The organism is Streptomyces sp. NPDC058198 (assembly GCF_042882605.1).
Lineage (GTDB): Bacteria > Actinomycetota > Actinomycetes > Streptomycetales > Streptomycetaceae > Streptomyces.
In genome coordinates this window covers 196,442-220,768 of sequence record NZ_JBHVVP010000007.1, presented here as the reverse complement: position 1 = coordinate 220,768, position 24,327 = coordinate 196,442, and the positions used below count along the sequence as shown (strand labels likewise).

At 72.2% G+C, this 24,327-nt stretch carries 5 protein-coding genes (1 of these 5 running past the window's edge); all 5 read right to left on the bottom strand.

Annotation, left to right across the window (positions count from 1 at the left end):
* Nucleotides 1–341: 341 nt before the first annotated feature.
* On the bottom strand, nt 342–3,122 hold the full coding sequence (locus tag ACFVWW_RS23830) for an AAA family ATPase (RefSeq protein ID WP_386879007.1): 2,781 nt from the start codon (nt 3,120–3,122) through the stop codon (nt 342–344).
* Nucleotides 3,112–5,961, bottom strand: a complete 2,850-nt coding sequence (locus ACFVWW_RS23825) for an AAA family ATPase (RefSeq protein ID WP_386879008.1) — start codon at nt 5,959–5,961, stop codon at nt 3,112–3,114. The genes ACFVWW_RS23830 and ACFVWW_RS23825 overlap by 11 nt, the downstream gene beginning before the upstream one ends.
* A gap of 63 nt (nt 5,962–6,024) precedes the next feature.
* The gene (locus ACFVWW_RS23820) at nt 6,025–9,012 is read right to left on the bottom strand and encodes an AAA family ATPase (protein WP_386879009.1); all 2,988 of its coding nucleotides are present in this window, start codon (nt 9,010–9,012) and stop codon (nt 6,025–6,027) included.
* A gap of 277 nt (nt 9,013–9,289) precedes the next feature.
* Nucleotides 9,290–10,045 (bottom strand): thioesterase II family protein, encoded by a 756-nt coding sequence (locus ACFVWW_RS23815; protein WP_386879010.1) that lies wholly within the window; start codon nt 10,043–10,045, stop codon nt 9,290–9,292.
* 299 nt (nt 10,046–10,344) lie between these two features.
* A protein-coding gene (locus tag ACFVWW_RS23810) for an SDR family NAD(P)-dependent oxidoreductase (protein ID WP_386879011.1) crosses the window boundary here: on the bottom strand, nt 10,345–24,327 show its final stretch. 18,678 nt of this gene lie beyond the right edge of the window; the window shows 13,983 of its 32,661 coding nt (coding positions 18,679–32,661); its start codon lies off the right edge, out of view; it ends in the stop codon at nt 10,345–10,347.

Sequence of the window (24,327 nt, the reverse complement as noted above, 5' to 3'; positions counted from 1 at the left end):
ACGCGCCCGATGGCGCCAGTATCCGGCCTCACGCATCCCGCTCGACCGGTCTATCCATTTACCAAATTGAGACTAGGTAATTTGCAGTTGCACGTCAACAACGTCCATGTTCTGCTGGCTAAAGCTGTGGTCGCACCCCCCGAAGGTACGGTCCGCAATGCCGACACCTACGGAGCCGAACTCGGCATGTCCGTCCGGTCGATTCGGACGCATCCACACAATTGAGTCGCGTTTGAGGTTCCCTTGAGGTTTCTTCGCCGAACGCGCGCCGGACCGCCGGACACGGCCGCCGGAGAACCCCACCGCGCCCATAGACCAGCGCTCACGCATATGCGCCTCGACTAGGCGGGCAGAGCATCCGCGAGCTCATGCCGGCCCGAAACGCCGAGCTTCCGGTAGGAATTCGTAAGATGTTTCTCAACGGCGCGGGAACTTACCCCGAGTTCGCCCGCAATTTCCTGATTGGTCAGGCCGCGGCCGACGAGGGAGATCACTCGGCGCTCACTGCGGGTGAGCACGACCTTCCGTGGCGGAGCGGCGGTGCCGAGGCCGAGCTCGGCCCGCTCGACCAGCCAGGGAGCGCCACAGGCCGCGGCGAGCGCGCCCGCCTCCCGTAGCGCCGCCTCCGCCTCCGGGCCGTTGCCCAGCTGACGGCCCAACAGCACCAGGGTCCTGGCGAGTTCGAGCTCGTACGCCGAGCCGCGCAGTACCTCGACCGCCTCACGCAGCAGGGGGACGCCCTCGCCGCCGTGCAGCCAGCCCTTCAGCCGCAGCGCCCGGCCGAGTCCGGTGGGCGCTCCCCATTCCGTGGCCCACGCGTGTTCCTCTTCGGCGAGGCGCAGCGCGGAGCGGGAGTCGCCGAGCCGGTGGTGGAGGCCGATGGCGTGCGGCCGCCACGGGAAGAGCGCCGAGTTCTGCCAGCCGGAGCCGTCCAGTTGCCGGCCGCAGGCGAGCAGGCTCTCCAGGGCCCTGGCCCGCAGACCTCGTTGGGCGTCGACCGACGCCTGGAGGATCTGCAGAGTCGCCGCCAGGGCCAGGCCGGCCGAGCGGCGTCCACGGGCCCTGGCCAGGATCCGTTCGCTGAGTGCCGGGTCGCGCAGTTCGAGCGCGACCGAGGAGAGGGCGATGACGGACATCTCGCGCCAGTCCGTTTCGGCCAGTCCCATGGCGCGCTCGACATGTTCGCGCGCCTGGGTCAGCCTGCCCTGCGAGACGAGGACGAGCGCCCGCTCGGCGAAGAGGAGCACATCGTCGGCGCCGGTCGCGTTCTGCCGCCGGGTCTGCTGCTCGGTCGACAGCCAGGAATCGACGCCCTGTACGGATTCGGCGGCGAACAGCGTGATCACGACCAGCGGCAGCGCGGTGTGCGCGCGTGCCGAAGCGGCGGGTTCGCGTTCCAGGATGCGGTTGGCGGTCCTGGCGGCCTCGGCGGCGGAGAGCCGGCCGGTGAGCGTCCCCGAGCAGAGGAGGACCGCCATCAGTTCGCGTTCGGCGGCGGAGCCGAGCGACGGTTCCTCCCCCATCTCACGCAGGCGTTCGGCTGCCGAGGCCAGCTCACCCGGGCTCTCGTGGCCGTGGTGCCGAAGCCGTGCCTCGATACGCAGGGCCATCTCGCGCGCCGGTCCGTCCAAGGAGGCGGGCGCGCCGAGTTCCGCGGCGGACCGCCGCAGCAGGCCCGTGGCCAGCGGGGACGCCCTGGCGAGGAGGGCCGGCGGGATCCGCAGCGCGGCGGCGGCCCGGTCCCTGGCCGTGGTCAGCAGCGATGTCGCCTGGGTGATGTGCCGTTCGCACGCCTCGGGGTCGTAGCCGCGCTCCGCGGTGGCCAGGTCGATCAGCAGCCGGGCCCGGCGCTCGTCCTGGGCGTGGTGGTGCAGCAGCGCGTGGCGCAGATAGCGAGCCGCGGTCTCCGGGGCGCCCCGGCGCAGCGCGGTGTCGGCCGCGGCGCGCAGCACCACCACTGACCAGGGGCGGCAGTCGGTGGTCACGGCCAGCAGATGGGCGGCGACCTGCTCGGCCGGCCGGCCGCACCGGTACAGCAGGTCAGCGGCGGCGGTGTGTGAGCGCTCGCGCTCCGAGGCGCTCATCGACGACTCGACCGCGTCGCGCACGACGCCGTGGATGAAGCGCGGCTCGCGCGCGTCGGCCAGCAGCCCCATGTCGTACATCGCGCGCCGCGCGGCGCCGAAGCCGTTCTCGTCCAGTCCCGCCAGTTGCTCGATGAGCGCCGGGTCGCCCTGGTCGCCGAAGGCCGCGACGGCCGCTGCCAGGTCGCGTACCGCCGGTGGCTGGGTCCGCAGAAAGCTCGCCAGCCGCTCGCGCAGGCCCGAGGGCCGCAACGAGCGTGCGGGGCCGCTGTGTTCGGTGGTCGGCGGGAAGCCTCTGGCCTCCATGCCCAGCAGTACGGACATCAGGAACAGCGGGTTGCCGCCGGACGCCTCGTGGCAGGCGCGGGCGTACTCCTCGTGTCCCGGTCTGCCGTACTGCTCCTGGATCAGGGTCCTGGTGGCGTCGAGCGACAGCGGTGCGGGGCGCAGCACCTGCGTGGACGTGTCGGCGACCTCGCGCACCAAGGGGTGGCAGGCCCTCTCGTCTCCGTCGCGGAGCGTGCAGACGAGCACGGCGCGCAGTCCGTTCAGCCGTTTGGCCAAGTGGGCCAGCCAGCGCAGCGAGGGGACGTCCACCCACTGCAGATCGTCCACCAGGATGAGCAGCCGGGTGTGCGGTCCCGCGTCCGCGAGCAGTGACCGCGGGCCGAGCAGGATCGTCTCGGACGCGGCGCCGGTCCGGCCGCCGCCGGACGGCGTGGTGTCGGCGGCCAGCAGCCGGGTGATGTGATCGGCCTCCGGCGTCCGGCGCTCGCGGTCGTCCTCAGGAGCGCCGGTCAGCAGGCTGTCGAACAGCTGCCGCACCACGCCGAAGGCGAAGTCCTGTTCCATCGGCGCGGCGTTCGCGCGCAGGACGCGTACGTCCTCACCGGCGGCCAGGCCGGGCAGCTGCCGCAGCAGTGCGGACCGTCCGATGCCGAGCGGGCCGGTCACCAGTATCAGCGACGACGTGCCCGAGTCGGCGGCTCTCAGGGCGGCGTCCACGCGTGCCAGTTCGGTGTCCCGCTCAAGGAGCATCGCTCGGCCGTCCTTCCATGGTCCGCACCAGTGCGCACAGTTCCTCACGCCCGGTGATACGCAGCTTCCGGTACGTATTGCTCAGGCGCAGTTCCACCGTGCGCCGGCTCACCGACAGCAGTTCCGCGATCTCACGGTTGCCGTGGCCGCGCCCCGCGAAGGTCGCGGTGTGCTGTTCGGCCTCCGAGAGTGTCAGCCATTCGCGAGGCAGGGCCGGGAGCGGCGTCCTGGCCGGCTTCTCCAGCCGCTCGGTGAGGCGGCGTACGCACTCGGCGGGACGGCTCGCCGGATGGGCCGTGGTGAACGCGGAGAGTTCGGCCATGGAGCGTGCGGCCGCGCGGCGGTCGCCCTCCTCCAGTTCGGCGGCGGCCAGCTGGACCAGCCCCCACACGCAGGCCAGTTGGGCGGGTGAGTCACGCAGGACCCGGAGCGCCTCACGGGCTCTGACCACGGGCCTGCCGCCGGCGCCGGTCATCGGCCCGGTCCACAGTTCTGCCATGCCGATCGCGCCCGCCGTGCCCCACCGGCGGGCCAGTGTCAGCTCCTCCCGGCTCAGCTTCGCCGCTTCCTCGCGGTCGCCGAGGGCCAGGCAGGCTTCGGCCGCCAGCGGGCGCCAGCACAGCAGCGCCGGGTTGCTCCACTGTCGGCGCAGCAGCCGTCGGCCGCTCTCCTTCGACAGCTCCATGGCTTCGGCCCACCGCTCGTCGACGGCGGCGACGCGCGCCCGGGCGAAGAGGAGGGTGGCCCAGGCCACGCCGTCCTCCGCGCCGGGGGGCGTGGGCGCGGCGGCGAGCGACCTCGCGTATTCGTAGCGGCCGGCTTCCACGGCGGTCGAAATGCGCAGGCCCGTCAGGCCCGGCGCGATGAGCGGGTGCCAGCTCGCCAGCGGAAGAGCCCGTTCGGCTGCTTCGAGGTCCGCTTCGGCGGCGTCGATCCTGGCGGAGCGCAGATGGAGTTCGGCCCGCAGGGTCAGTATCCGGGCGGTGGCGGCCCTGAGATGACCGCGCCGGACCACGGTGAGCAGCGCGTCGAGCTCGGCTCCCGCCTCCTCGTAGTCGTCGGTCACGATCAGGGCCCGGCAGGCGGCCAGCCGGGGCACCACCAGAGCGCCGTCGGGGCCGTCACCGGCCAGGGCCGCGCGGGCCAGTACCCTGGTCGTGGCCAGGTCGTCGCCCCGGACGGCGAGCTGCCAGGCGCGTACGCCCGCCTGCGCGGGCGACACGGGACGGTCGGGCAGGGCGGGCACCTCGGGCACCATCGGCTCGGTGTCGTCGCGGGCCTGATCGGCCAGCCAGAACAGCGATACCAGACCGTCCCGTTCGCTGTACCGGGCGTGGGGCAGCGCTTCGGCGGCCGCCCGGCGTACCCAGTCGTAGTTGCCCCGGGCGAGTCCGAGGTCGACGGCGCGGACTCTCAGCCCGGCGGCGGCGGGGCCGGCGCTGCAGGCGAGTTCGCCGAGCCGGCGGTCACCGGCCTCGGGTACGGCCACCGCTTCGGCGGCGGCCAGCTCCAGGGTCAGCAGGGCGCGTTCGTACGGTTCCTGCGGTTCGCGCAGCGCGCGGACCAGATAGGCGCCCGCGCCGCGGTGGTCTTCATTCCGCTGGGCGGCGGAGAAGCTCCGGCGCAGTACGGGGATCACCCAGGGGGCGCCGAGAGGCGGTGACCGCAGCAGGAGATGGGCGATGTCCTCGTCGTTGGCGCCCGCGCGGTGCGCCAGGTCGGCGGCGCGGGCGTACAGGTCGGCCCGTTCGTCGGTGGGTATGTCCTGCAGCACGCGGGCCCGCATCGCCGGGAAGCGGAGGTGCTCCCTCGTTCCGACGGAGACGGTGAGACCGGCCGCCCGCAGCGTCGCCCGCAGCTCCTGCCCGCGTACCAACCGCAGTCCGGCCAGTTCGCGTACGAGGGGGAAGTTCAGCAGGTCGCCGCAGACGGCCAGCGCCCGCAGGAGCGTGGACGCCTCGCCGGGCAGGACGTTCAGGGCGCGGGTCGTGTGGTCGCCGACGACGGCGGCGATGATCGCGTGCAGCTCCGGCAGCCGGTCGGCGACCGGCGCGTGGCCCCGGTCGGTGAACAGGCGCAGTACATCGCTCAGTACGGCGGGGTTGCCGGCCGTGGCATCGGTGGCAGCCGCGGTGAACCGCTGGTCGCCGGGGGCGCCGCAGATCAGCTCCACCGCGGCGGCGACGCCGCGCTCGCTCAGGCCCGGCAGCACGAACCGCTTCATGGTGACGGAGGACGGTGGGGCCGATGTCTGCGAGGTCGGGGCCGACGCAGGCGAGGTCTGCGGAGTCGGGGTCTGCGGGAGCACGGTCAGCCAGTCCTCGCCCCTGGCGGACACATCACTGCCGCTCGCCAGCACCGCGACCGGCAGGTCCGGCGTCAGCCGCCCGACGAGCGAGCTGAGCCAGTTCAAGGAGGCGGGATCCAGCCACTGGGTGTCTTCGATCACGAGCACCGTGGGCACGTCCCGCGCGAAGCGCAGGAGTTCGTCAATGCCCGGGGGCGGATCGCACGGCTGATGCTCCATCAGGGTCTGGAGGAGGGCGCAGGCCGGCCCGTCCGCCGGCGTCATGAGCTGGACGATCACGCCGTAGCGCAGCTCGCGTTCGGCCGGGGTGGCCCGTGCGCGCAGCACCCGCAGCCCGCTGTCCCTGGCGAGCCGGGCGGCCCACCGCAGCAGGGCGTTCTGCCCGTGGCCGGCCCTGCCGGTCAGGGTCACGAACGCCGCGCGCCCCCCGCTCAGGCCGGCGAGCACCGAGGCCAGCACCGCCTGCTCGGGCCGGCGCTCCAGCAGCGGTATCGCACCCCGGCGAAGGCTCGGACCGTACGTCGACTCCATGGTTCTCAGGTTCGGACTTTCATCACCCCGGCCAGTCACGCGCACCGCCTCGCTCAGGTCGCTTCAGCTTCGCCGGCGTGACTCGAACGCCCAGCCAGGTGGTTGTCTGTCGGGGATGTCGGGGGTGTGCAGGACAGAGCCGAGTTCGGTACGCCGGCTGACGCCCAGCTTCCGGTACACGCTCGTCAGATGCGTTTCTATGGTCCGTACGGTCACGAAGAGGGACTCCGCGATGGACCGGTTGCTCGCCCCCTCCGCGGCCAGGCCCGCCACCCTGCGTTCCATTCCGGTCAGCATGTCCAGGGGGGAGGCGCTCATCTTCCGCATCCTGCCGCCCGCGGTGACCAGCAGCTTGCGTGCGGTGCCGGCGAGCGCGAGCGCCCCGCAGCGCTGGGCGAGGTCGGCGGCGGTGCGCAGATGTTCGCGGGCGGCGCGCTGGTCGCCCGTCTTCAGCATCGCGCGGCCGAGGAGGTATTCGGCCTTGGCGTGCTCGGCCCTGGCGGGCGAGTCGGCCAGGATCCGGACCGCTTCGGTGAGCAGGTCGACGCCCGCCCCGCCGGGAGTGATCACCCCGTGGGCGAGCGCGGCGAGGCCCAGTACGCGGGGTGTTCCCCACCGCCGGGCCAGCTCACTGCCGTACTCGGTGATCTCCCGGGCCTCGTCCGCCCGGTTCATGACCGCCAGCAGACACGCGGCCTCCGCCCACCACGGCAGGAACGCCGGGTTGGTGAACCGGGCCTTCTCCAGGGACTCGCCGCACTGGAGGAACAGGCCGAGCGCCGCCTCCGGGTCGCCGAGCGCCCGCCGGGCGCGGGCGCGGGCCATCAGGTGCCAGTGGTATTCGATGACGAACCGGTCCAGGCGCGGCCGCTTGATCCCGGTGAGCAGTTCCTCGGCCCGTTCGGGCTCGCCCCGGTCGACCAGCACGGTCGCGAGCGCGGTCTGCGGCAGCGCCGCGCTGTCGCCCCAGCTCTCCTGGCCGATGATCTCGATCGACGTCTGGGCGTCGGCCAGCGCGTCGGGGATCGCGCCCATACTGTGCAGCAGCAGAGCGCGGGTGGACAGAGCGAGCACATACGTCCAGACCGCGGCGTTGTCCTGGCCGTACTGGAGCATGCGGTCGAGCGCGTCCAGCGCCTCGCCCACCTCGTCGGCGAGGCTGAGCGCGAACGACGAGGTGATCAGCGACCAGCTCTCCAGCTCGAATCCCGGGAACCGCAGTGCCCGGCGGGCCTGTTCGACCGTCTGCTCTGCGGAGCGGCCGTCCATCGCGGTCAGTACGGTCATCATCGAGAGCATCTGGCGTTGGGCGGGCGTGTCGCCGGGCGGGGCGGTCAGTCGCGCGGCCCGGTCACGGACCGCGGAGATCGTCACCTTCTCGTCCGCCCCGACGATCAGCAGAACCGATTCGACAAGGGTGCGCAGTTCGCGGTCGGCGGGGTCGGAGCTGGGCCCGAGCCCGGCCTCCAGCGCTTCCAGGGCCTCCTCGAGAACCCGTACCCCGGCGGGTGACTCCTGTACGGCCAGGCAGGTCATCCCGTACTGGACGGCGACCGTCGCCCTGGTGCGGATGTCGCGGGACCGCGCCAGCGCCTCCTCCAGCAGCCGGATGGCCTCCGGCGGATTGACCTCCGCCAGCGACTTGGCCATCTGGACGCGCAACGACACGCTGTCCGGCTCCACTTCCAGCACCCGGTACAGATAGCGCACCGCGGCCTCGGGGGCGCCCCGGCTCCCGGCCTGGTCCGCCGCGTCGCGAAGGACGCCCGGCATCCACGGCTGAGGCAGTGAGGGCAGCAGCATGAGCTGGCCTGCGGCGTCCTCGGCGGGCCGGCCGGCGTCGCTGAGCAGCAGGGCGGCTCTGGTCCGCAGGTCGGCCAGCGCCTCGGCGCCGACCGGTTCGAGTACGGCCGAGCGCACCACGTCGTGGACCAGATCCGCCCGGTCGGACGCGATCACCTCGGCGCGCCGGAGGATGAGCAGGGCTTGCGCCACCAGCGTGGGGGGCACGTCGGCCAGCGTGCCGACCAGGCCGGCCGACTCCTCGCCGAGGACCGCGACGGCCCTGGCCACATCGCGCACCCAGGGCGGCTGCTGGTCCAGCAGCCGCCGTACGGACAGGGCGATCACCTGACCGCCCACCTCGGCGACTCTCCGCACCCCTTTCTCGTCCGGCCGCACACCTTCGGCGCGCAGCGCGTCCAGCAGCCGGCTGAGGGTGAGGGGGTTGCCGCCGGAGACAGCCGTGGCGCGCTCGGTGAAGGTCCGTTCGACGGGGGTGCACGCGAGCGCCGCCGCACAGATCTCGGCGGGGGTTCTGGCCGCGTCCCCGGCGTGCGGCACGGCGGGGGTCTCGTCGGGACAGGAGAAGATCTGCCGCACCATCTCGCCGACGTCCGTATGCGTCAGCGGCGCCAGGCGCAGCACGGTGGGCCGGCGCTGCGCGGCGATCTCCGCCAGGGCGGCGGGGGCGACGGGTTCGGTCTCGCCGCGCAGCGCGAGCACCACGAGCAGCGGCAGGTCGTCCGCGCGCCGGAGCAGGAAGTCGACCCAGCACAGGGAGCGTTCGTCGCACCAGTGCACGTCGTCGAGGACCAGCACGAGCGGACGGTCCGCCATCAGATTCGCCGCGAGCCAGTACAGCCCGTGCAGCACCGGATAGGCGGCCGGAGCGCCGAACGGGACCTGGCTGAGCGGTCCTTCGGTGAGCGCGGGCAGCGCGCGACGCGCGAGACCGTGCAGCAGGGGTGAGTCTTCGGCGTCCTCGCCGCTGAGCCCCAGCGGGCCGAACAGCTCCCGGACGCCGCCGTATCCCGAGCCGGCCATGACATGGCCGCAGGCCCCGTACAGCACGGTCATGTTCCGGCACGCCTCGCCGGCCAGGAAGGTGCGCAGCAGGCTGGTCTTCCCGATGCCGGCCGGGCCGGACAGGATCACCAGTCCGGCGCGGCCCGCCCGCGCCGCCTCGGCGTGGCGGTTCAGCACCCGCAGCTCTTCGGCGCGACCGACCAGAATGCTGGACAAACCGGTGAGATCGGCCTGATCCAGCATCAAGGTCTCCTCGCTTCTCGGGGACACAACAGGTGCACTGACTCGTCGACACGTCCCGCACGGAAAAGTTGAAACACCACGATCGAGAGCGCGAGGTTACATGATCGTTGGACCGTGCAGCCTACGAAGTCCAGGAACAATCGGTGGCACCGTACGCCTTTGAACGAGTGATCGACTTATCGATACCTGGGCACTACCCCGCGGGGAGCGGATCACGCACAGCCGATGCCGGACCTTCGCACGGCCGGTCCACGGGGGTGAGGTCGGCCGGGCTCAACTAGGCCACGGTGGCCAGGTGTTCCCGCAGGAGCGCTATCACGGCGGGCGCCTGGGACGTCAGATAGAAATGCCCGCCGGGAAAGACCTTCAGGTCGAACGATCCTCTGGTGTGCCCGCGCCAGTCCTCGGCCTCGTCCAGCGAGGTCTTCGGGTCATTGTCCCCGGTCAGCACGGAGACCGGGGCCCGGACCACCGTCCCCGGCTCGCAGCGATAGGTCTCGATGGCCTGATAGTCGCTGCGGATCGCCGGCAGGATCATGCGCAGGATCTCCTCGTCGCCGAGCAGCGCCGTATTCGTACCGGACATCAGCTTCAGCTCCGCGACGATCCCGTCGTCACTGCGCCGGTGCACATCCTCGTCCCGGAAACGCGACGGCGCGCGCCGCCCCGAGGCGAACAGCCGAGAGAGCTCGCCACCCTCCGCCTCGAACCGCCGCGCGACCTCGAAAGCGATCGTCGCGCCCATACTGTGTCCGAAAAATGTCGTCGGCCGTGCGAAGAGCTGTTCGCGCAGCGCCTCGTAGACCTGGTCGGCCATGGCCCCGATGTCACCGGGACTGGTCTCCCTGCGCCGGTCCTGGCGGCCGGGGTACTGCACCGAGAACACCTCGGCCACGGACGACAGTTGAGCGGACACGGGGAAGTAGAAAGACGCCGAGCCACCCGCGTGGGGGAAACAGAAGAGCTGTCTCGCGCTGTCGGGCGCCGGGTGGAAGCGCCGCGCCCAAAGGCTCTCCTCGGTGGACGTCGTCATCGTGTTGCATCCTCCTAGCGGTAGGCCGAGCGATCCGGACCATACAGCTGTTCGCCGCTTGCCCCGAAAGACAGAGCGGATATACCGCTCACACCGCGTGTAACGCCGACCAGCGTCGCCGGCCCGGTGACCGACCACCCCATTTCACTAGGACGGACAGTGGGAAATTCCCTAGTCTCTCCGCGGTCCCGGGTGACACCGCTTACCCCTTCCCCCACCTCCGGCGCCCGGCCGGATGACATTCCGGCCAGGCGTCGGGGGTGTCCTCCGGAGGCGTCCGGAGGTGGGCACGGGCCAGGTCAGGACAGGCCGAGCTCGTCGTCGAGAAGCGCGAACACATCGTCGTCCGACGCCGCTTCGAGGTCGAATTCGCCGCTGCCGTTCGCCGACTCCTTCCGCAGTGCGGCCCACTTCGTCCTGAGTACCTCGATTCGTCCGGCGACATGCTTGTATTCCTGGGCGTCGACGGTCATCTCCGTCATCGCCTTCTGCAATTGGTCGAGAATGGCGAGAACCGATCCCGCCCCGGTGGCCTCCTCGGTCACGAGCTGGTCGCGGAGATGGTCCACGACATCGGCCGGGGTGGGGTAGTCGAACAACAGGGTGGCCGGCAGACGCAGCCCGGTGGCCGTGTTCAGCCGGTTCCGGAAGTCCACCGCCGTCAGCGAATCGAAGCCCAGCTCCTGGAACTGGCGGGTGGCCCCGACAGCCGTCCCGTCCGCGTGTCCGAGCACCACGGCGGCCTGGTCGCGGACCAGCTTCAGAAGAACGTCGCGGCGCTCCTCCTCGGTCAGTCCGGTCAGCCGCTGTGCGAGCGAGTCGGCCGTCTGCGGAGCGGCCGTCGCGGACCGCCGGGCCGGCGTACGGATGAGACCCCGGAGCAGGGCCGGGATCTCGCCCTGCGCCCGGATTGCCGGCAGATCCAGCCGTACGGGCAGCACCAGCGCCGCCGCGGCGGTGACCGCCGCGTCGAACAGCGCCACACCCTGGTCGATGGAGAGCGCCGGCATACCCGAGCGGGCCAGCCGTCGCATGTCCGCCTCGGTGACGCCGCCGGTCATCCCACCGGCCTGATCCCACGGACCCCAGGCCAGCGACACGCCCGGCAGTCCCTCGGCCCGCCGGTGTTCCATCAGCGCGTCCAGGAAGGTGTTCGCGGCCGCGTAGTTGCCCTGCCCGGCGCCGCCGAACACGCCTGCCACGGACGAGAACACCACGAACGCGGAGAGGTCGAGGTCCCGCGTGAGTTCGTGCAGATTCCAGGCCGCGTCGACCTTCGGCCGCAGTACGGTGTCCAGCCGCGCCGGGGTCAGGGAACGGATCACGCCGTCGTCCAGCACGCCGGCGGCATGCACCACCGCCGACACCGGACGCGCCGGGTCCACCGCCGCCAGGACCTCGGCCAGGGCGGCCCGGTCGCCGACGTCACAGGCCGCGGCCGTGACCTCGGCGCCGAGCAGTTCCAGCTCCTCGACGAGCTTTTCCGCACCGTCCGCGCCGAGACCTCGGCGGCTGAGCAGCAGCAGACGGCGTACTCCGCGCTCGGCGACCAGGTGCCGGGCCAGCACACCGCCCAGACCACCGGTGCCGCCGGTGATCACCACCGTGCCGCCCCGCTCCCAGCCATCGCCATCGTCCCCGGCGTCGCCGGTGACCGGCTCCGGGAGTGACGCCCGGTCCAGCCGCGCGGCCCTGAGCTCACCGCCGCGCAGCGCCCATTGCGGCTCGTCCGAGCCAAGGGCCTGCGCCAGCGGAAGCCGCTCGGCGCCGTCGGCGGGGTCGAGGTCCAGCAGACCGAAGCAGCCGGGGTTCTCCGACTGCGCGGACCGCACCAGGCCCCAGACGGAAGCCGCCGCCAGATCGGCCACACCGCCGCCGTCCACGGCCACCGCGCCCCGGGTGACGAACACCAGCTTCGACCCGGTGAACCGGTCCTCGTCCAGCCACCGCTGAAGCTGCTCCAGCGTCCGGGACGTGAGCGACCGTACCGATCCGGGCACGGTGTCGGCCGCGTCGCCGAGGACGGGCATCAGCACGACACCCGGCACCGGGGCATCCGTCGCGGCCAGCGACGCCAGGTCGGCATGCGTCTCGATGAGCGCACCGGATCCGGCCGCGCCGGCGGCGAGTCCGAGGAGATCCGGCCCCACCAGGGCGACCGGACCGGCGCTCGGTGTGCCGGACCCGGCCTGGCCTGCGGCGGGCACCGGTATCCAGTTCTGTACGAAGAGCGCGTCCTTGCCCGTTCCGGTGGCTGCGTTCAGCTGTTCGCTCGACACGGCCCGTACGAGCAGCGAGTCGACCGAGGCGACCGAGGCGCCGGAGGTGTCGGCGACCGCGATCGATATCGCGTCGTCCCCGGCCGGAGCGATCCGTACCCGCAGCGCGGCGGCGCCGCTCGCCCGGAGCGAGACGCCCTCCCAGGAGAACGGGAGAGCGGCGCCGCCCGACTCGCCGTCACCGGCGAGCAGCGAGGCGTGCAGCGCGGCGTCGAGCAGCGCGGGATGCAGACCGAACGCGGCCGCGTCGCCCTGCGCGTCCTCCGGAAGGCTGACCTCCGCGAAGACCTCGCGGTCACGCCGCCAGGCGGCGTGGAGCCCCTGGAACACCGGGCCGTAGGCGAACCCGATCTCGGCGAACCGCTCGTAGCAGCCGTCCAGGTCCAGGACCTCCGCGTCCTTCGGCGGCCAGACCGTGGCGTCGAACCCGGTGTTCTCCGGCCCGGCGCCTTCGGCCAGCGCGCCGGTGGCGTGCTGGGTCCACGGCGCGTCGGTCGCGCCTTCGGGCCGGGAGTAGATCCCCACGGTGCGGCGGCCCGACTCGTCGGGGGTACCCACCGCGACCTGCACCTGCACGGCGCCGCGCTCCGGCAGGAGCAGCGGGGCCGCGAGGGTCAGTTCCTCGACGCGGTCGCAGCCGACCTCGTCGCCGGCCCGGATCGCCAGCTCAAGCAGCGCCGTACCGGGCAGCAGGATCTGGTCCATGACCGTGTGGTCGGCCAGCCACGGATGCGACTGCACGGACAGCCGGCCGGTGAACAACACGCCTTGTCCTGCGGCGAGTTCGACCGCCGCGCCCAGCAGCGGGTGCTCGGCGGAGCCCAGCCCCGCCGCGCGTACGTCACCGGTGCCGGACCGCGATCCCGCCGGCCAGAACCACTGGTGCTGGAAGGCGTACGTGGGCAACTCGACCCGCCGCGCGCCCGTTCCGGTGAAGAACCCGCTCCAGTCGACCGTGGCACCGTGCGCGTGCACCTGAGCCAGGGCGGCGAGGGCGGTGAGTTCCTCGTCCCGGTTCTTGCGCAGGACCGGGACGGTCACGGCGCCGTCCGGCACCGATTCCTGGGCCATGGCGGAGAGCACCCCGTCCGGGCCCAGCTCCAGGAACGTGGTCACGCCCTGGTCGGCGAGGATCCGTACGCCGTCGGCGAAGCGGACCGCCTCCCGGACGTGGCGTACCCAGTACTCGGCCGAGCACAGCTCCTCGGCCGAGGCCAGGCCCCCGGTCAGGTTCGACACCACCGGGATACGCGGCGCCTCGAAGACCAGGCCCTCCGCAACCGCGCGGAACTCCTCCAGCATCGGCTGCATCAACGGCGAGTGGAAGGCGTGCGAGACGCGCAGCCAGGTCGCCTTCCTGCCGAGTTCCTCGATCCGTGCCGCGACGTCGAGCAGGGCGTCCTCGGCCCCGGAGACGACCACGGAGGCCGGACCGTTGACGGCGGCGATCGAGACGCCGTCGGACAGCAGCGGGACCACCTCGTCCTCGGTCGCCTGCACCGCCACCATCGCGCCACCGGCCGGCAGCGCCCGCATCAGCGAAGCCCGCGCCACGACCAGACGGGACGCGTCCTCCAGGGAGAACACCCCCGCCACATGGGCCGCGGCGATCTCACCGATGGAATGTCCTGCCACGAAGTCCGGGGTCACACCCCACGACTCCACCAGCCGGAACAGCGCCACTTCAATGGCGAACAGCGCGGGCTGGGTGAAGCCCGTGTCATTCAGCAGCTCGGCGTCCTCGCCCCAGACGACCTCACGCAGTGGACGGTCCAACTCGCCGTCCAGCCGCGCCAGTACGGAGTCGAGCGCCTCGGCGAACACCGGGAACCGCTCGTACAACTCGCGGCCCATCCCCAGCCGCTGGCTGCCCTGACCGGAGAACAGCACCGCCGTCTTTCCGCCGGTGGCGGCGCCGGAGACGGCCAGCGGGTCCGGCTCGCCGGCCGCCAGCGCCGCCAGCGCCCGCACCATGTCGGCCGGGTCACCCGTCAGCACCACCGCTCGATGCTCGAAGCTCGACCGGCTCGTGGCCAGGGAGAACCCGACATCCACCGGACGCAGCTCCGGCCGCGTCTCAAGAGCGGACAGCAGGCGGGCCGCCTGTTCCCGCAGCGCGTCCGCCGTCTTGCCCGAGAGTACCCACGGCGCCACCGTGTCGGGCAGCTCGGCCCCGGCGGGCTCGGCAGCGGCTTCGGCCACCGACGCGGGCTGCTCCAGGATGATGTGCGCGTTCGTACCGCTGATCCCGAAGGACGACACACCCGCACGCCGGACATGGTCGGATTCGGGCCACTCGGTGGACTCCGTCAGCAACTCCACGGCGCCCGCCGACCAGTCCACATGGGAGGACGGAGCGTCGACGTGCAGCGTCCGCGGCAGCGTTCCGTACCGCATCGCCATGACCATCTTGATGACACCCGCCACACCGGCAGCCGCCTGCGTATGACCGATGTTGGACTTCACGGAGCCGAGCAGCAGCGGCCGCTCCGGATCACGGTCCCGGCCGTAGGTCGCGAGCAGCGCCTGCGCCTCGATCGGGTCACCGAGTGTGGTGCCCGTGCCGTGCGCCTCCACGGCGTCGACCTCGTCGGCGGAGAGTCCGCCGCTGGCCAGGGCCTGCCGGATCACCCGCTGCTGCGAGGGACCGTTCGGCGCGGTCAGACCGTTCGAGGCACCGTCCTGGTTGACCGCACTGCCGCGCAGCACGGCCAGGATCTCGTGGCCGTTGCGCAGGGCGTCGGACTGCCGCTCCAGGACGAGCATGCCGACGCCTTCCGCCCAGCCGACACCGTCGGCCGACTCGGAGAACGCCTTGCACCGTCCGTCGGGCGACAGACCACGCTGCCGCGAGAACTCCACGAAGGTGCCGGGAGTCGACATCACCGTCACACCACCGGCCAGCGCCAGCGAGCATTCGCCACCGCGCAGCGCCTGCGCCGCCAGGTGCATCGCCACCAGCGACGACGAGCATGCCGTGTCCACCGTCACCGCGGGCCCTTCGAACCCGAAGGTGTAGGACACCCGGCCCGACGCCACGCTGCCCGCGCTGCCCTGACCCTGATGGCCTTCGAAATCCTTGCCGTTGAGCGTGGTGCCGTAATCGCTGTACATCACACCGGCGAACACGCCCGTCGCGCTGCCCCGCAGCGACACCGGATCCACACCGGCCCGCTCGACCGCCTCCCACGACGCTTCCAGCAGCAGCCGCTGCTGGGAGTCGGTCGCCATGGCCTCACGCGGGCTCATCCCGAAGAACGCGGGATCGAACGCGCCGGCGTCCTGCAGGAACCCGCCGGAGCGGGTGTAGGCCGTACCGGCGTGGTCCGGGTCCGGGTGATACAGCGACTCGACATCCCAGCCGCGGTTGTCCGGGAATCCCGAGATCGCGTCGGCGCCCTCGGTCACCAGCCGCCACAGATCCTCCGGCGAACCGACGCCGCCCGGATACCGGCAGCTCATCCCGACGACCACGATCGGATCGTCGGCCGGCGGCGGCAGCAGCCGGACCGGGACCGACACGTCGGCCTCCGTTCCGAACAACTCGTCACGCAGATGGTCCGCCAACGCCGTCGCGGTCGGATAGTCGAAGATCAATGTGGCGGTGAGCCGCAGCCCGGTCACCGTGGACAGCCGGTTCCGCAGCTCGACCGCCATCAGCGAATCGAATCCCAGGTCCCGGAACTGTGCGGCGGCGTCCACGGCTGCCGCACCGGTGTGGCCGAGCACGAGGGCGACCTGACCCCGTACGAGGTCGAGGAGCGCCTCCTGCCGCTGTACGGAGTCGAGCCCGGCCAGCCGGCTCGCGAGCCCGGTGGCGGTGGCTGATCCGGCCACGGCGGTCCGACGGGAGCGAGTACGGATCAACGCCCGCAGCAGCGGCGGGACCTCACCCCCCGCACGCAGCGCCGGCAGGTCGAGCCGCACCGGCGCCAGCACGGCCTCGCCGGTGGCCAGCGCCGTATCGAACAGCGCCACGCCCTGGTCGAGGGAGAGCGGCGGCATACCGGAGCGGGCCATCCGCTGCATGTCCGCCTCGGTCACGCTTCCGGTCATTCCGCCGGACTGGTCCCACGGGCCCCAGGCCAGCGACACACCGGGCAGGCCCTCGGCCCGCCGACGGCCCGCCAACGCGTCCAGGAACGCGTTCGCGGCGGCGTAGTTGCCCTGCCCGGCACCGCCGAACAGACCCGCCACGGAGGAGAACGCCACGAACGCGGACAGGTCGAGATCACGGGTCAGCTCGTGCAGGTTCCAGGCCGCGTCGGCCTTCGGCCGCAGGACCGTGTCGAGCCGCTCCGGAGTCAGGGATCCGATGATGCCGTCGTCCAGCACACCCGCCGTATGCACCACGGCGGTCAACGGGTGTCCGGCTGGCACACCGGCCAGTAGACCGGCCGCCGCGCTCCGGTCGGCGACGTCGCACGCCGCGACCGTGACCTCGGCGCCCTGAGCGGTGAGCTCCGCCACCAGCTCCGTCGCGCCCGGCGCGTCCGCGCCCCTGCGGCTCGCCAGCAGCAGATGCCGCACACCACGCTCGGCCACGAGGTGCCGCGCGAGCACGCCACCCAGACCGCCCGTACCGCCGGTGATCAACACCGTGCCCTCGGCATCCCAGGCGTGATCCGCCCGGATGTCGCCGACGGGCACCCGGGCCAGCCGTCCCGCGCGGATTCCGCCGTCGCGGACCAGCAGTTGTGGCTCGTCGACACCGAGAGCCCGCGGCAGCAGCGCCGTCGACGCCTCGTCGGAGCCGAGGTCGACCAGGCCGAAGCAGCCGGGGTTCTCGGTCTGCGCGGACCGCACCAGACCCCATACCGAGGCCGCGGCGATGTCCGTGACCTCCTCGCCGCCGTCGGCGACGGCGCCGCGTGTCACGAACACCAGGCGCGAGCCGGCGAAGCGCTCCTCGGCCGGCCATCCCTGGATCAGCGCGAGTACGTCGGCGGTCAGCGCGTGCGCGGACTCCACCACCCGGCCTTCGGTCTCACCGGTCACGCCCACCAGCACCACGTCCGGCACCGGGGTCTCCCCCGCCGTCAGCGCCGCCAGGTCGGCGTACGCCTCGACGGCCACGCCGGCCTCCGCCATCGCGTCGGCCAGAGCCGACGCGCCGGCACCGAGCACGGCGACCGACTGCGAACCGAGCGGCTCGTCCGGCACGGGGATCCAGGTCAGCCGGAACAGCGCGTCCCTGCCGACCGCTCCGTTATCACTCAACTGTTCGCTCGACACGGTCCGTACGAGCAGCGAGTCGACGGACGCGACCGGCTCACCGCTGGTGTCGGCGACCGCGATCGTCAGCGCGTTGTTACCGGCGGGAGTGAGCCGTACCCGCAGCGCCGAAGCGCCTGTCGCGTGCAGCGAGACGCCCTGCCAGGAGAACGGCAGACCGCCGTTGCCTTCTTCGCCGTCACCGGCGAGCAGCGAGGCATGCAGCGCGGAGTCGAGCAGGGCGGGGTGCAGACCGAACGCGGCCGCGTCGGCGTCCTCCGGGAGGCTCACCTCCGCGAAGACCTCACCGTCACGCCGCCAGGCGGCTTGGAGCCCCTGGAACACCGGACCGTAACCGAAGCCGATCTCGGCGAACCGCTCGTAGCAGCCCTCGACATCAAGCGTCTCGGCGCCCGCGGGCGGCCAGACCGTGGCGTCGAAGTCGGTGGACGCGCCGGAAGCACCGACGGCCAGTACGCCCATGGCGTGCTGCGTCCAGGACGCGTCCGCCGCACCCTCGGGACGGGAGTGGACCGTGACGGTACGCCGCCCGGTGTCGTCGGCGACGCCGACCCGTACCTGCGTCTGCAGGGCGCCGTGCTCCGGCAGCACCAGCGGCGCCGCGAGAGTCAGCTCGTCCACCCGGTCGCACCCGACCTCGTCACCGGCGCGGAACGCCAGCTCCAGCAGCGCCGTACCGGGCAGCAGGATCCTGCCCATGACGGCATGGTCGGCCAGCCACGGATGCGACTGCACCGACAGCCGGCCGGTGAACAGCACGCCCTCACCCTCGGCCAGTTCGACGGCGCCGTTGAGCAGGGGGTGTTCGGCGGAGGTCAGCCCGACCGCGGCCGCGTTCGCCACTCCGTGCGAACCGGTCGGCCAGAACCACTGGTGCTGGAAGGCGTACGTCGGCAGATCGACCTGCCGCGCGCCGGTTCCGGCGAAGAACGCCGGCCAGTCCACGCGTACGCCGCGCACATGCAGTTGGGCCAGTGCGCCGAGAGCCGTGGTCTCCTCGGGCCGGTCCTTACGCAGCACGGGTACGGTCACCGCGCCGTCCGGCACCGACTCCGCGGCCAGTGCCGACAGCACACCGTCGGGGCCCAGCTCCAGGAACGTGGTCACGCCCTGGTCGGCGAGGGTCCGTACGCCGTCGGCGAAGCGGACCGCCTCGCGCACGTGCCGCACCCAGTAGTCGGGCGTGCACAGTTCTTCGACCGTCGCGAGGTGCCCGGTCAGGTTCGACACCACCGGAACCGACGGCTCGGCGAAGGCCAGGCTCTCCGCGACCGTGCGGAACTCGTCCAGCATCGGCTGCATCAGCGGGGAGTGGAAGGCGTGCGAGACCCGCAGCCTGCTCGTCTTACGGCCCTGCTCCGCCAGCCGCGCCGCGACCTCCAGGACCGCATCCTCATCGCCCGAAATCACCACCGACGTCGGGCCGTTGACCGCCGCGATCGACACACGGTCGGACAGCAGCGGGACGACCTCGTCCTCGGTGGCCTGGACCGCCACCATCGCACCGCCGGACGGCAACGCCTGCATCAACTTCGCGCGGGCCGCGACCAGACGGGACGCGTCCTCCAGCGAGAACACCCCCGCCACATGCGCGGCGGCAATCTCACCGATGGAATGGCCGGCCACGAAGTCCGGGGAAACACCCCACGACTCGATCAGGCGGAAGAGAGCGACCTCAATGGCGAACAGAGCCGGCTGAGTGAAGCCCGTCTCGTTCAGCAGGTCGACGTCCTCGCCCCAGATCACGTCCCTGAGCGGACGGTCCAACTCTGCGTCCAGCTGGGCCAGTACGGAGTCGAGCGCCTCGGCGAACACGGGGAACCGCTCGTACAACTCACGGCCCATCCCCAGCCGCTGACTGCCCTGACCCGAGAACAGGAACGCGCGCTTGCCGCCGCCCGACGAACCGGACACCACCGAGGCGTCCGGCTCACCGGTCGCCACCGCCGCCAGCGCACGAGCCACCTCAGCCGGGTCGCCGGTCAGCACCGCTCGGTGCTCGAACCTCGACCGGCTCGTGGCCAGGGAGAACCCGACGTCCAGCGGCCGCAGTTCGGGCCGTGCCTCGATGAAGGAGAGCAGCCGCGCCGCCTGGCCCCGCAGTGCCTCCGGCGTCTTGCCGGACAGCACCCACGGCACCACACCCGGCTCCACCGCCGGAGCATCGGCCTTGCCGACGACTGTTCCCTGGATCACCGTCGCCGGCTGCTCCAGGATGACGTGCGCGTTCGTACCGCTGATACCGAACGACGACACACCCGCACGCCGTACCCGACCGGCCTCCGGCCAGGCGGTCTGCTCGCTCAGCAGCTCCACCGCGCCCGCCGACCAGTCGACGTGCGAGGACGGCTCGGTCACATGCAGCGTCCGCGGCAGCACTCCATGCCGCAGCGCCATGACCATCTTGATGACCCCGGCGACACCGGCAGCCGCCTGGGTGTGCCCGATGTTCGACTTGAGCGAGCCCAGCCAGAGCGGACGCTCCGGCTCACGGCTCTGACCGTAGGTGGCGAGCAGCGCCTGCGCCTCGATCGGGTCACCCAGCGTGGTGCCCGTACCGTGTGCCTCCACCGCGTCCACATCAGCGGGCGACAGACCGCCGCTGGCCAGCGCCTGCCGGATCACCCGCTGCTGCGAGGGACCGTTCGGCGCCGTCAGACCGTTCGACGCACCGTCCTGGTTCACCGCGGAGCCACGCACGACGGCCAGGATCTCGTGGCCGTTGCGCAGGGCGTCCGACTGCCGCTCCAGGAGCAGCATGCCGACGCCCTCTGCCCAGCCGACACCGTCGGCCGACTCGGAGAACGCCTTGCACCGCCCGTCGGGCGACAGACCACGCTGCCGCGAGAACTCCACGAAGGTGCCGGGAGTCGACATCACCGTCACACCGCCGGCCAGCGCCAGCGAGCATTCGCCACTGCGCAGCGCCTGCATCGCCCAGTGCATCGCAACCAGCGACGACGAGCACGCGGTGTCCACGGTGACCGCGGGGCCCTCGAACCCGAAGGTGTAGGACACCCGGCCCGAGGCCACGCTGCCCGCGCTGCCCTGGCCCTGGAAACCCTCGAACTCCTTGCCGTTGAGGGTGGTGCCGTAGTCGTTGTACATCACACCGGCGAAGACACCGGTCTGGCTGTCGCGCAGCGACACCGGGTCGATACCGGCCCGCTCGATGGCCTCCCACGACGATTCCAGCAGCAGCCGCTGCTGGGAGTCCGTCGCCATGGCCTCACGCGGGCTCATCCCGAAGAACGCCGGGTCGAACTGCCCCGCCTCGTGCAGGAACCCACCCGAACGGGTGTAAGAGGTCCCGCTGTGGTCGGGGTCGGGATGGAACAGTGCGTCCACGTCCCAGCCACGGTCGGCGGGGAAGTCCGAGACGGCGTCCGCGCCCTCGGTGACCAGCCGCCACAGATCCTCCGGCGAGGCCACCCCGCCCGGATACCGGCAGGCCATCCCGACCACCACGATCGGGTCGTCCGCCATCGGCGGCAGGGACGACACCGGGATCGCCACCTCGGCCTCGGCTCCGAGCAGCTCGTCCAGCAGATGGTCCGCCAGCGCCGTCAGCGTCGGGTAGTCGAAGACCATCGTGGCCGGCAGCCGCAGTCCGGTCGCGGTGTTCAGCCGGTTCCGCAGCTCCACCGCCGTCAGCGAGTCGAACCCCAGATCACGGAAGGCGCGCTCCGAGTCGATGTCGGCGACGCTCGCGTGGCCCAGCACCAGAGCCGCCTGGGCACGGACGAGATCCAGCAGCACTTCTTGTCGGTCCGCCAGGTTCAGTCGGCTCAGCCGCTGCGCCAGGCCGGCGTCCCCGCCCGATCCCGTCGTGGCGGCCCGGCGCGAAGGCGTACGGATCAGCCCCCGCAGCAGCGCCGGGGCGACGCCCTGTGCGCGCAGCACCGGCAGGTCCAGCCTCACCGGTACCGCGAGCGGCTCGCCGCCGGCCAGCGCAGCGTCGAACAGGGCCATCCCCTGTTCGACCGAGAGCAGCGGCATGCCCGCGTCCTCGGCCCGGCGCAGATCACGGCCGGCCAGACCGCTGGTCATGCCCGCGCCCTGCTCCCACGGGCCCCAGGCGAGCGACAGGCCCGGCAGGCCCTCGGCCTGCCGGTGCGCGGCGAGCGCGTCCAGGAAGGCGTTGCCCGCCGCGTAGTTGCCCTGGCCCGCGCCGCCGAACACGCCGGCGACCGAGGAGAACACGACGAACGCGGCCAGATCGAGATCCCGGGTCAGTTCATGCAGATGCCAGGCCGCGTCCGCCTTCGGCCGCAGAACCGTATCGAGCCGCTCCGGCGTCAACGAACCGATCACGCCGTCGTCCAGCACACCCGCCGTATGCACCACAGCGGTCAGCGGATGGTCCACCGGCACCGACGCCAACAGCTCCGTCAGCGCTTCCCGGTCCGCCACATCACACGCGGCGACCGAGACCTCGGCGCCCTGCTCGGCGAGCTCCGCGACCAGTGCCTCGGCGCCCTCGGCCGCCAGACCGCTTCGGCTGACCAGCAGCAGGTGCCGTACGCCTCGCCCAGCCACCAGGTGCCGCGCCAGCCGACCGCCCAGACCGCCCGTACCACCGGTGATCAATACGGTGCCCTCGGCGTCCCACGCCGCGCCCGCCTCCGGCTCGGCGACGGTCATACGGGCGAGGCGCCCGGCACGCATGCCACCGTCGCGGATCACCAGCTGTGGTTCATCCGCGCCGAGAGCCCGCGGCAGTACGGCCGTCGGCTCATCGGACCCGAGGTCCACCAGGCCGAAGGAGCCCGGGTTCTCGGTCTGCGCGGAACGCACCAGACCCCACACCGCAGCGGCGGCGACATCGGAGACATCCTCGTCACCGGCCGCCACGGCGCCCCGCGTCACGAACACCAGCCGCGAACCGGCGAACCGGTCCTCGGCCAGCCACTCCTGCACCAACGCCAGCGCGTCGGCGGTCAGCGCGTGCGCGGACTCCGCCACCTGACCGTCGGATGTGTCGGCGACACCCACCAGCACCACGTCCGGCACCGGGGACTCCCCCGCCGCCGACGCCAGATCCGGGTACGTACCGACCGTGACGCCCGTCCCCTCCAAGCCCTCGGCCAGGCCGAGAGCATCCGGGCCGACCACCGCGACCGCACCGGACACGGCCTCGGACGGAACAGCCACCGGCACCCAGCCCAGGCCGAACAACGCGTCCCTGGCCGGCCCCGCCGCCCCACGGAGCTGCTCGCTCGACACGGTCCGTACGAGAAGGGAGTCGACCGAGGCGACCGGCTCACCGGACGTGTCGGCGACCGTCACCGATATCGCGTCGTTGCCTGCGGGAGCGATCCGTACCCGCAGGGCCGACGCGCCCGTCGCGTACAGCGAGACGCCCTCCCACGAGAACGGCAGACCGCCGTTGCCCTCCTCGCCGTCACCGGCGAGCAGGGAAGCGTGCAGCGCGGAGTCGAGCAGGGCGGGGTGCAGACCGAACGCGGCCGCGTCGGCGTCCTCCGGGAGGCTCACCTCCGCGAAGATCTCACCGCCACGCCGCCAGGCGGCTTGGAGCCCCTGGAACACCGGACCGTAACCGAAGCCGATCTCGGCGAACCGCTCGTAGCAGCCCTCGACATCAAGCGTCTCGGCGCCCGTGGGCGGCCAGACCGTGGCATCGAAGTCGGTGGACGCGCCGGAAGCACCGACAGCGAGTACACCCGTCGCGTGCTGCGTCCAGGACCGCTCGTCGGCGCTGTCGAGCCGGGAGTGGACCGCGACCGAGCGTCGGCCCTCCTCGTCAGCGACGCCCACACGTACCTGCACCTGCACCGCACCCTGCTCGGGAAGCAGGAGCGGCGCGGCGAGCGTCAGCTCCTCGACGCGGTCGCAGCCGACCTCGTCGCCGGCCCGGAACGCCAGCTCCAGCAGCGCCGTACCGGGCAGCAGGATCTGGTCCATGACCGCGTGGTCGGCCAGCCACGGATGCGACTGCACCGACAGCCGGCCGGTGAACAACGCGCCTTCACCTTCAGCCAGTTCGACCGCGGCGCCCAGCAACGGGTGCTCGGCCGAACCGAGACCGGCCGCCCGCACATCACCCGCGCCGCCCAGGGGGCCGGCGGGCCAGAACCACTGGTGCTGGAAGGCGTACGTCGGCACATCCACCCGCGACGCACCGGATCCGGCGAACACGGCGGCCCGGTCCATGGGAACGCCCTGGACGTGGAGCCGCGTCAACGCGGTGACGGCGGACAGTTCCTCGGGCCGGTCCTTGCGCAGCACCGGCACCACGAGCGTGTCGTCGGCGGTGGACTCCCGCGCCATGGCGGAGAGCACCCCGTCCGGCCCGAGCTCCACGAACTTCCTGACGCCCGCGCCCTCCAGGAACCGCACCCCGTCGGCGAACCGGACCGCCTCCCTGACGTGCCGCACCCAGTAGTCGGCGGAGCACAGCTCCTCGGCTGTCGCCGTCTCACCGGTGAGGTTAGACACCACCGGGATACGAGGCGTCCGGAAGACCAGTCCCTGCGCGACGGTGCGGAACGCGTCCAGCATCGGCTGCATCAGCGGGGAGTGGAAGGCGTGCGAGACCCGCAGCCTGCTCGTCTTACGGCCCTGCTCCTCCAGCCGCACCGCGACCTCCAGGACCACATCCTCATCACCGGAAATCACCACCGACGACGGACCGTTGACCGCGGCGATCGACACACGGTCGGACAGCAGCGGAAGAACCTCGTCCTCCGTCGCCCGTACCGCGACCATCGCACCGCCGGACGGCAGCGCCTGCATCAACTTCGCGCG

Excerpts from the sequence above, each read along its gene's own strand:
- ACFVWW_RS23830 (WP_386879007.1), bottom strand. The coding sequence starts at position 3,122 with ATGCTCCTTGAGCGGGACACCGAACTGGCACGCGTGGACGCCGCCCTG.
- ACFVWW_RS23820 (WP_386879009.1), bottom strand. The coding sequence starts at position 9,012 with ATGCTGGATCAGGCCGATCTCACCGGTTTGTCCAGCATTCTGGTCGGT.
- ACFVWW_RS23815 (WP_386879010.1), bottom strand. The coding sequence starts at position 10,045 with ATGACGACGTCCACCGAGGAGAGCCTTTGGGCGCGGCGCTTCCACCCG.
- ACFVWW_RS23825 (WP_386879008.1), bottom strand. The coding sequence starts at position 5,961 with ATGGAGTCGACGTACGGTCCGAGCCTTCGCCGGGGTGCGATACCGCTG.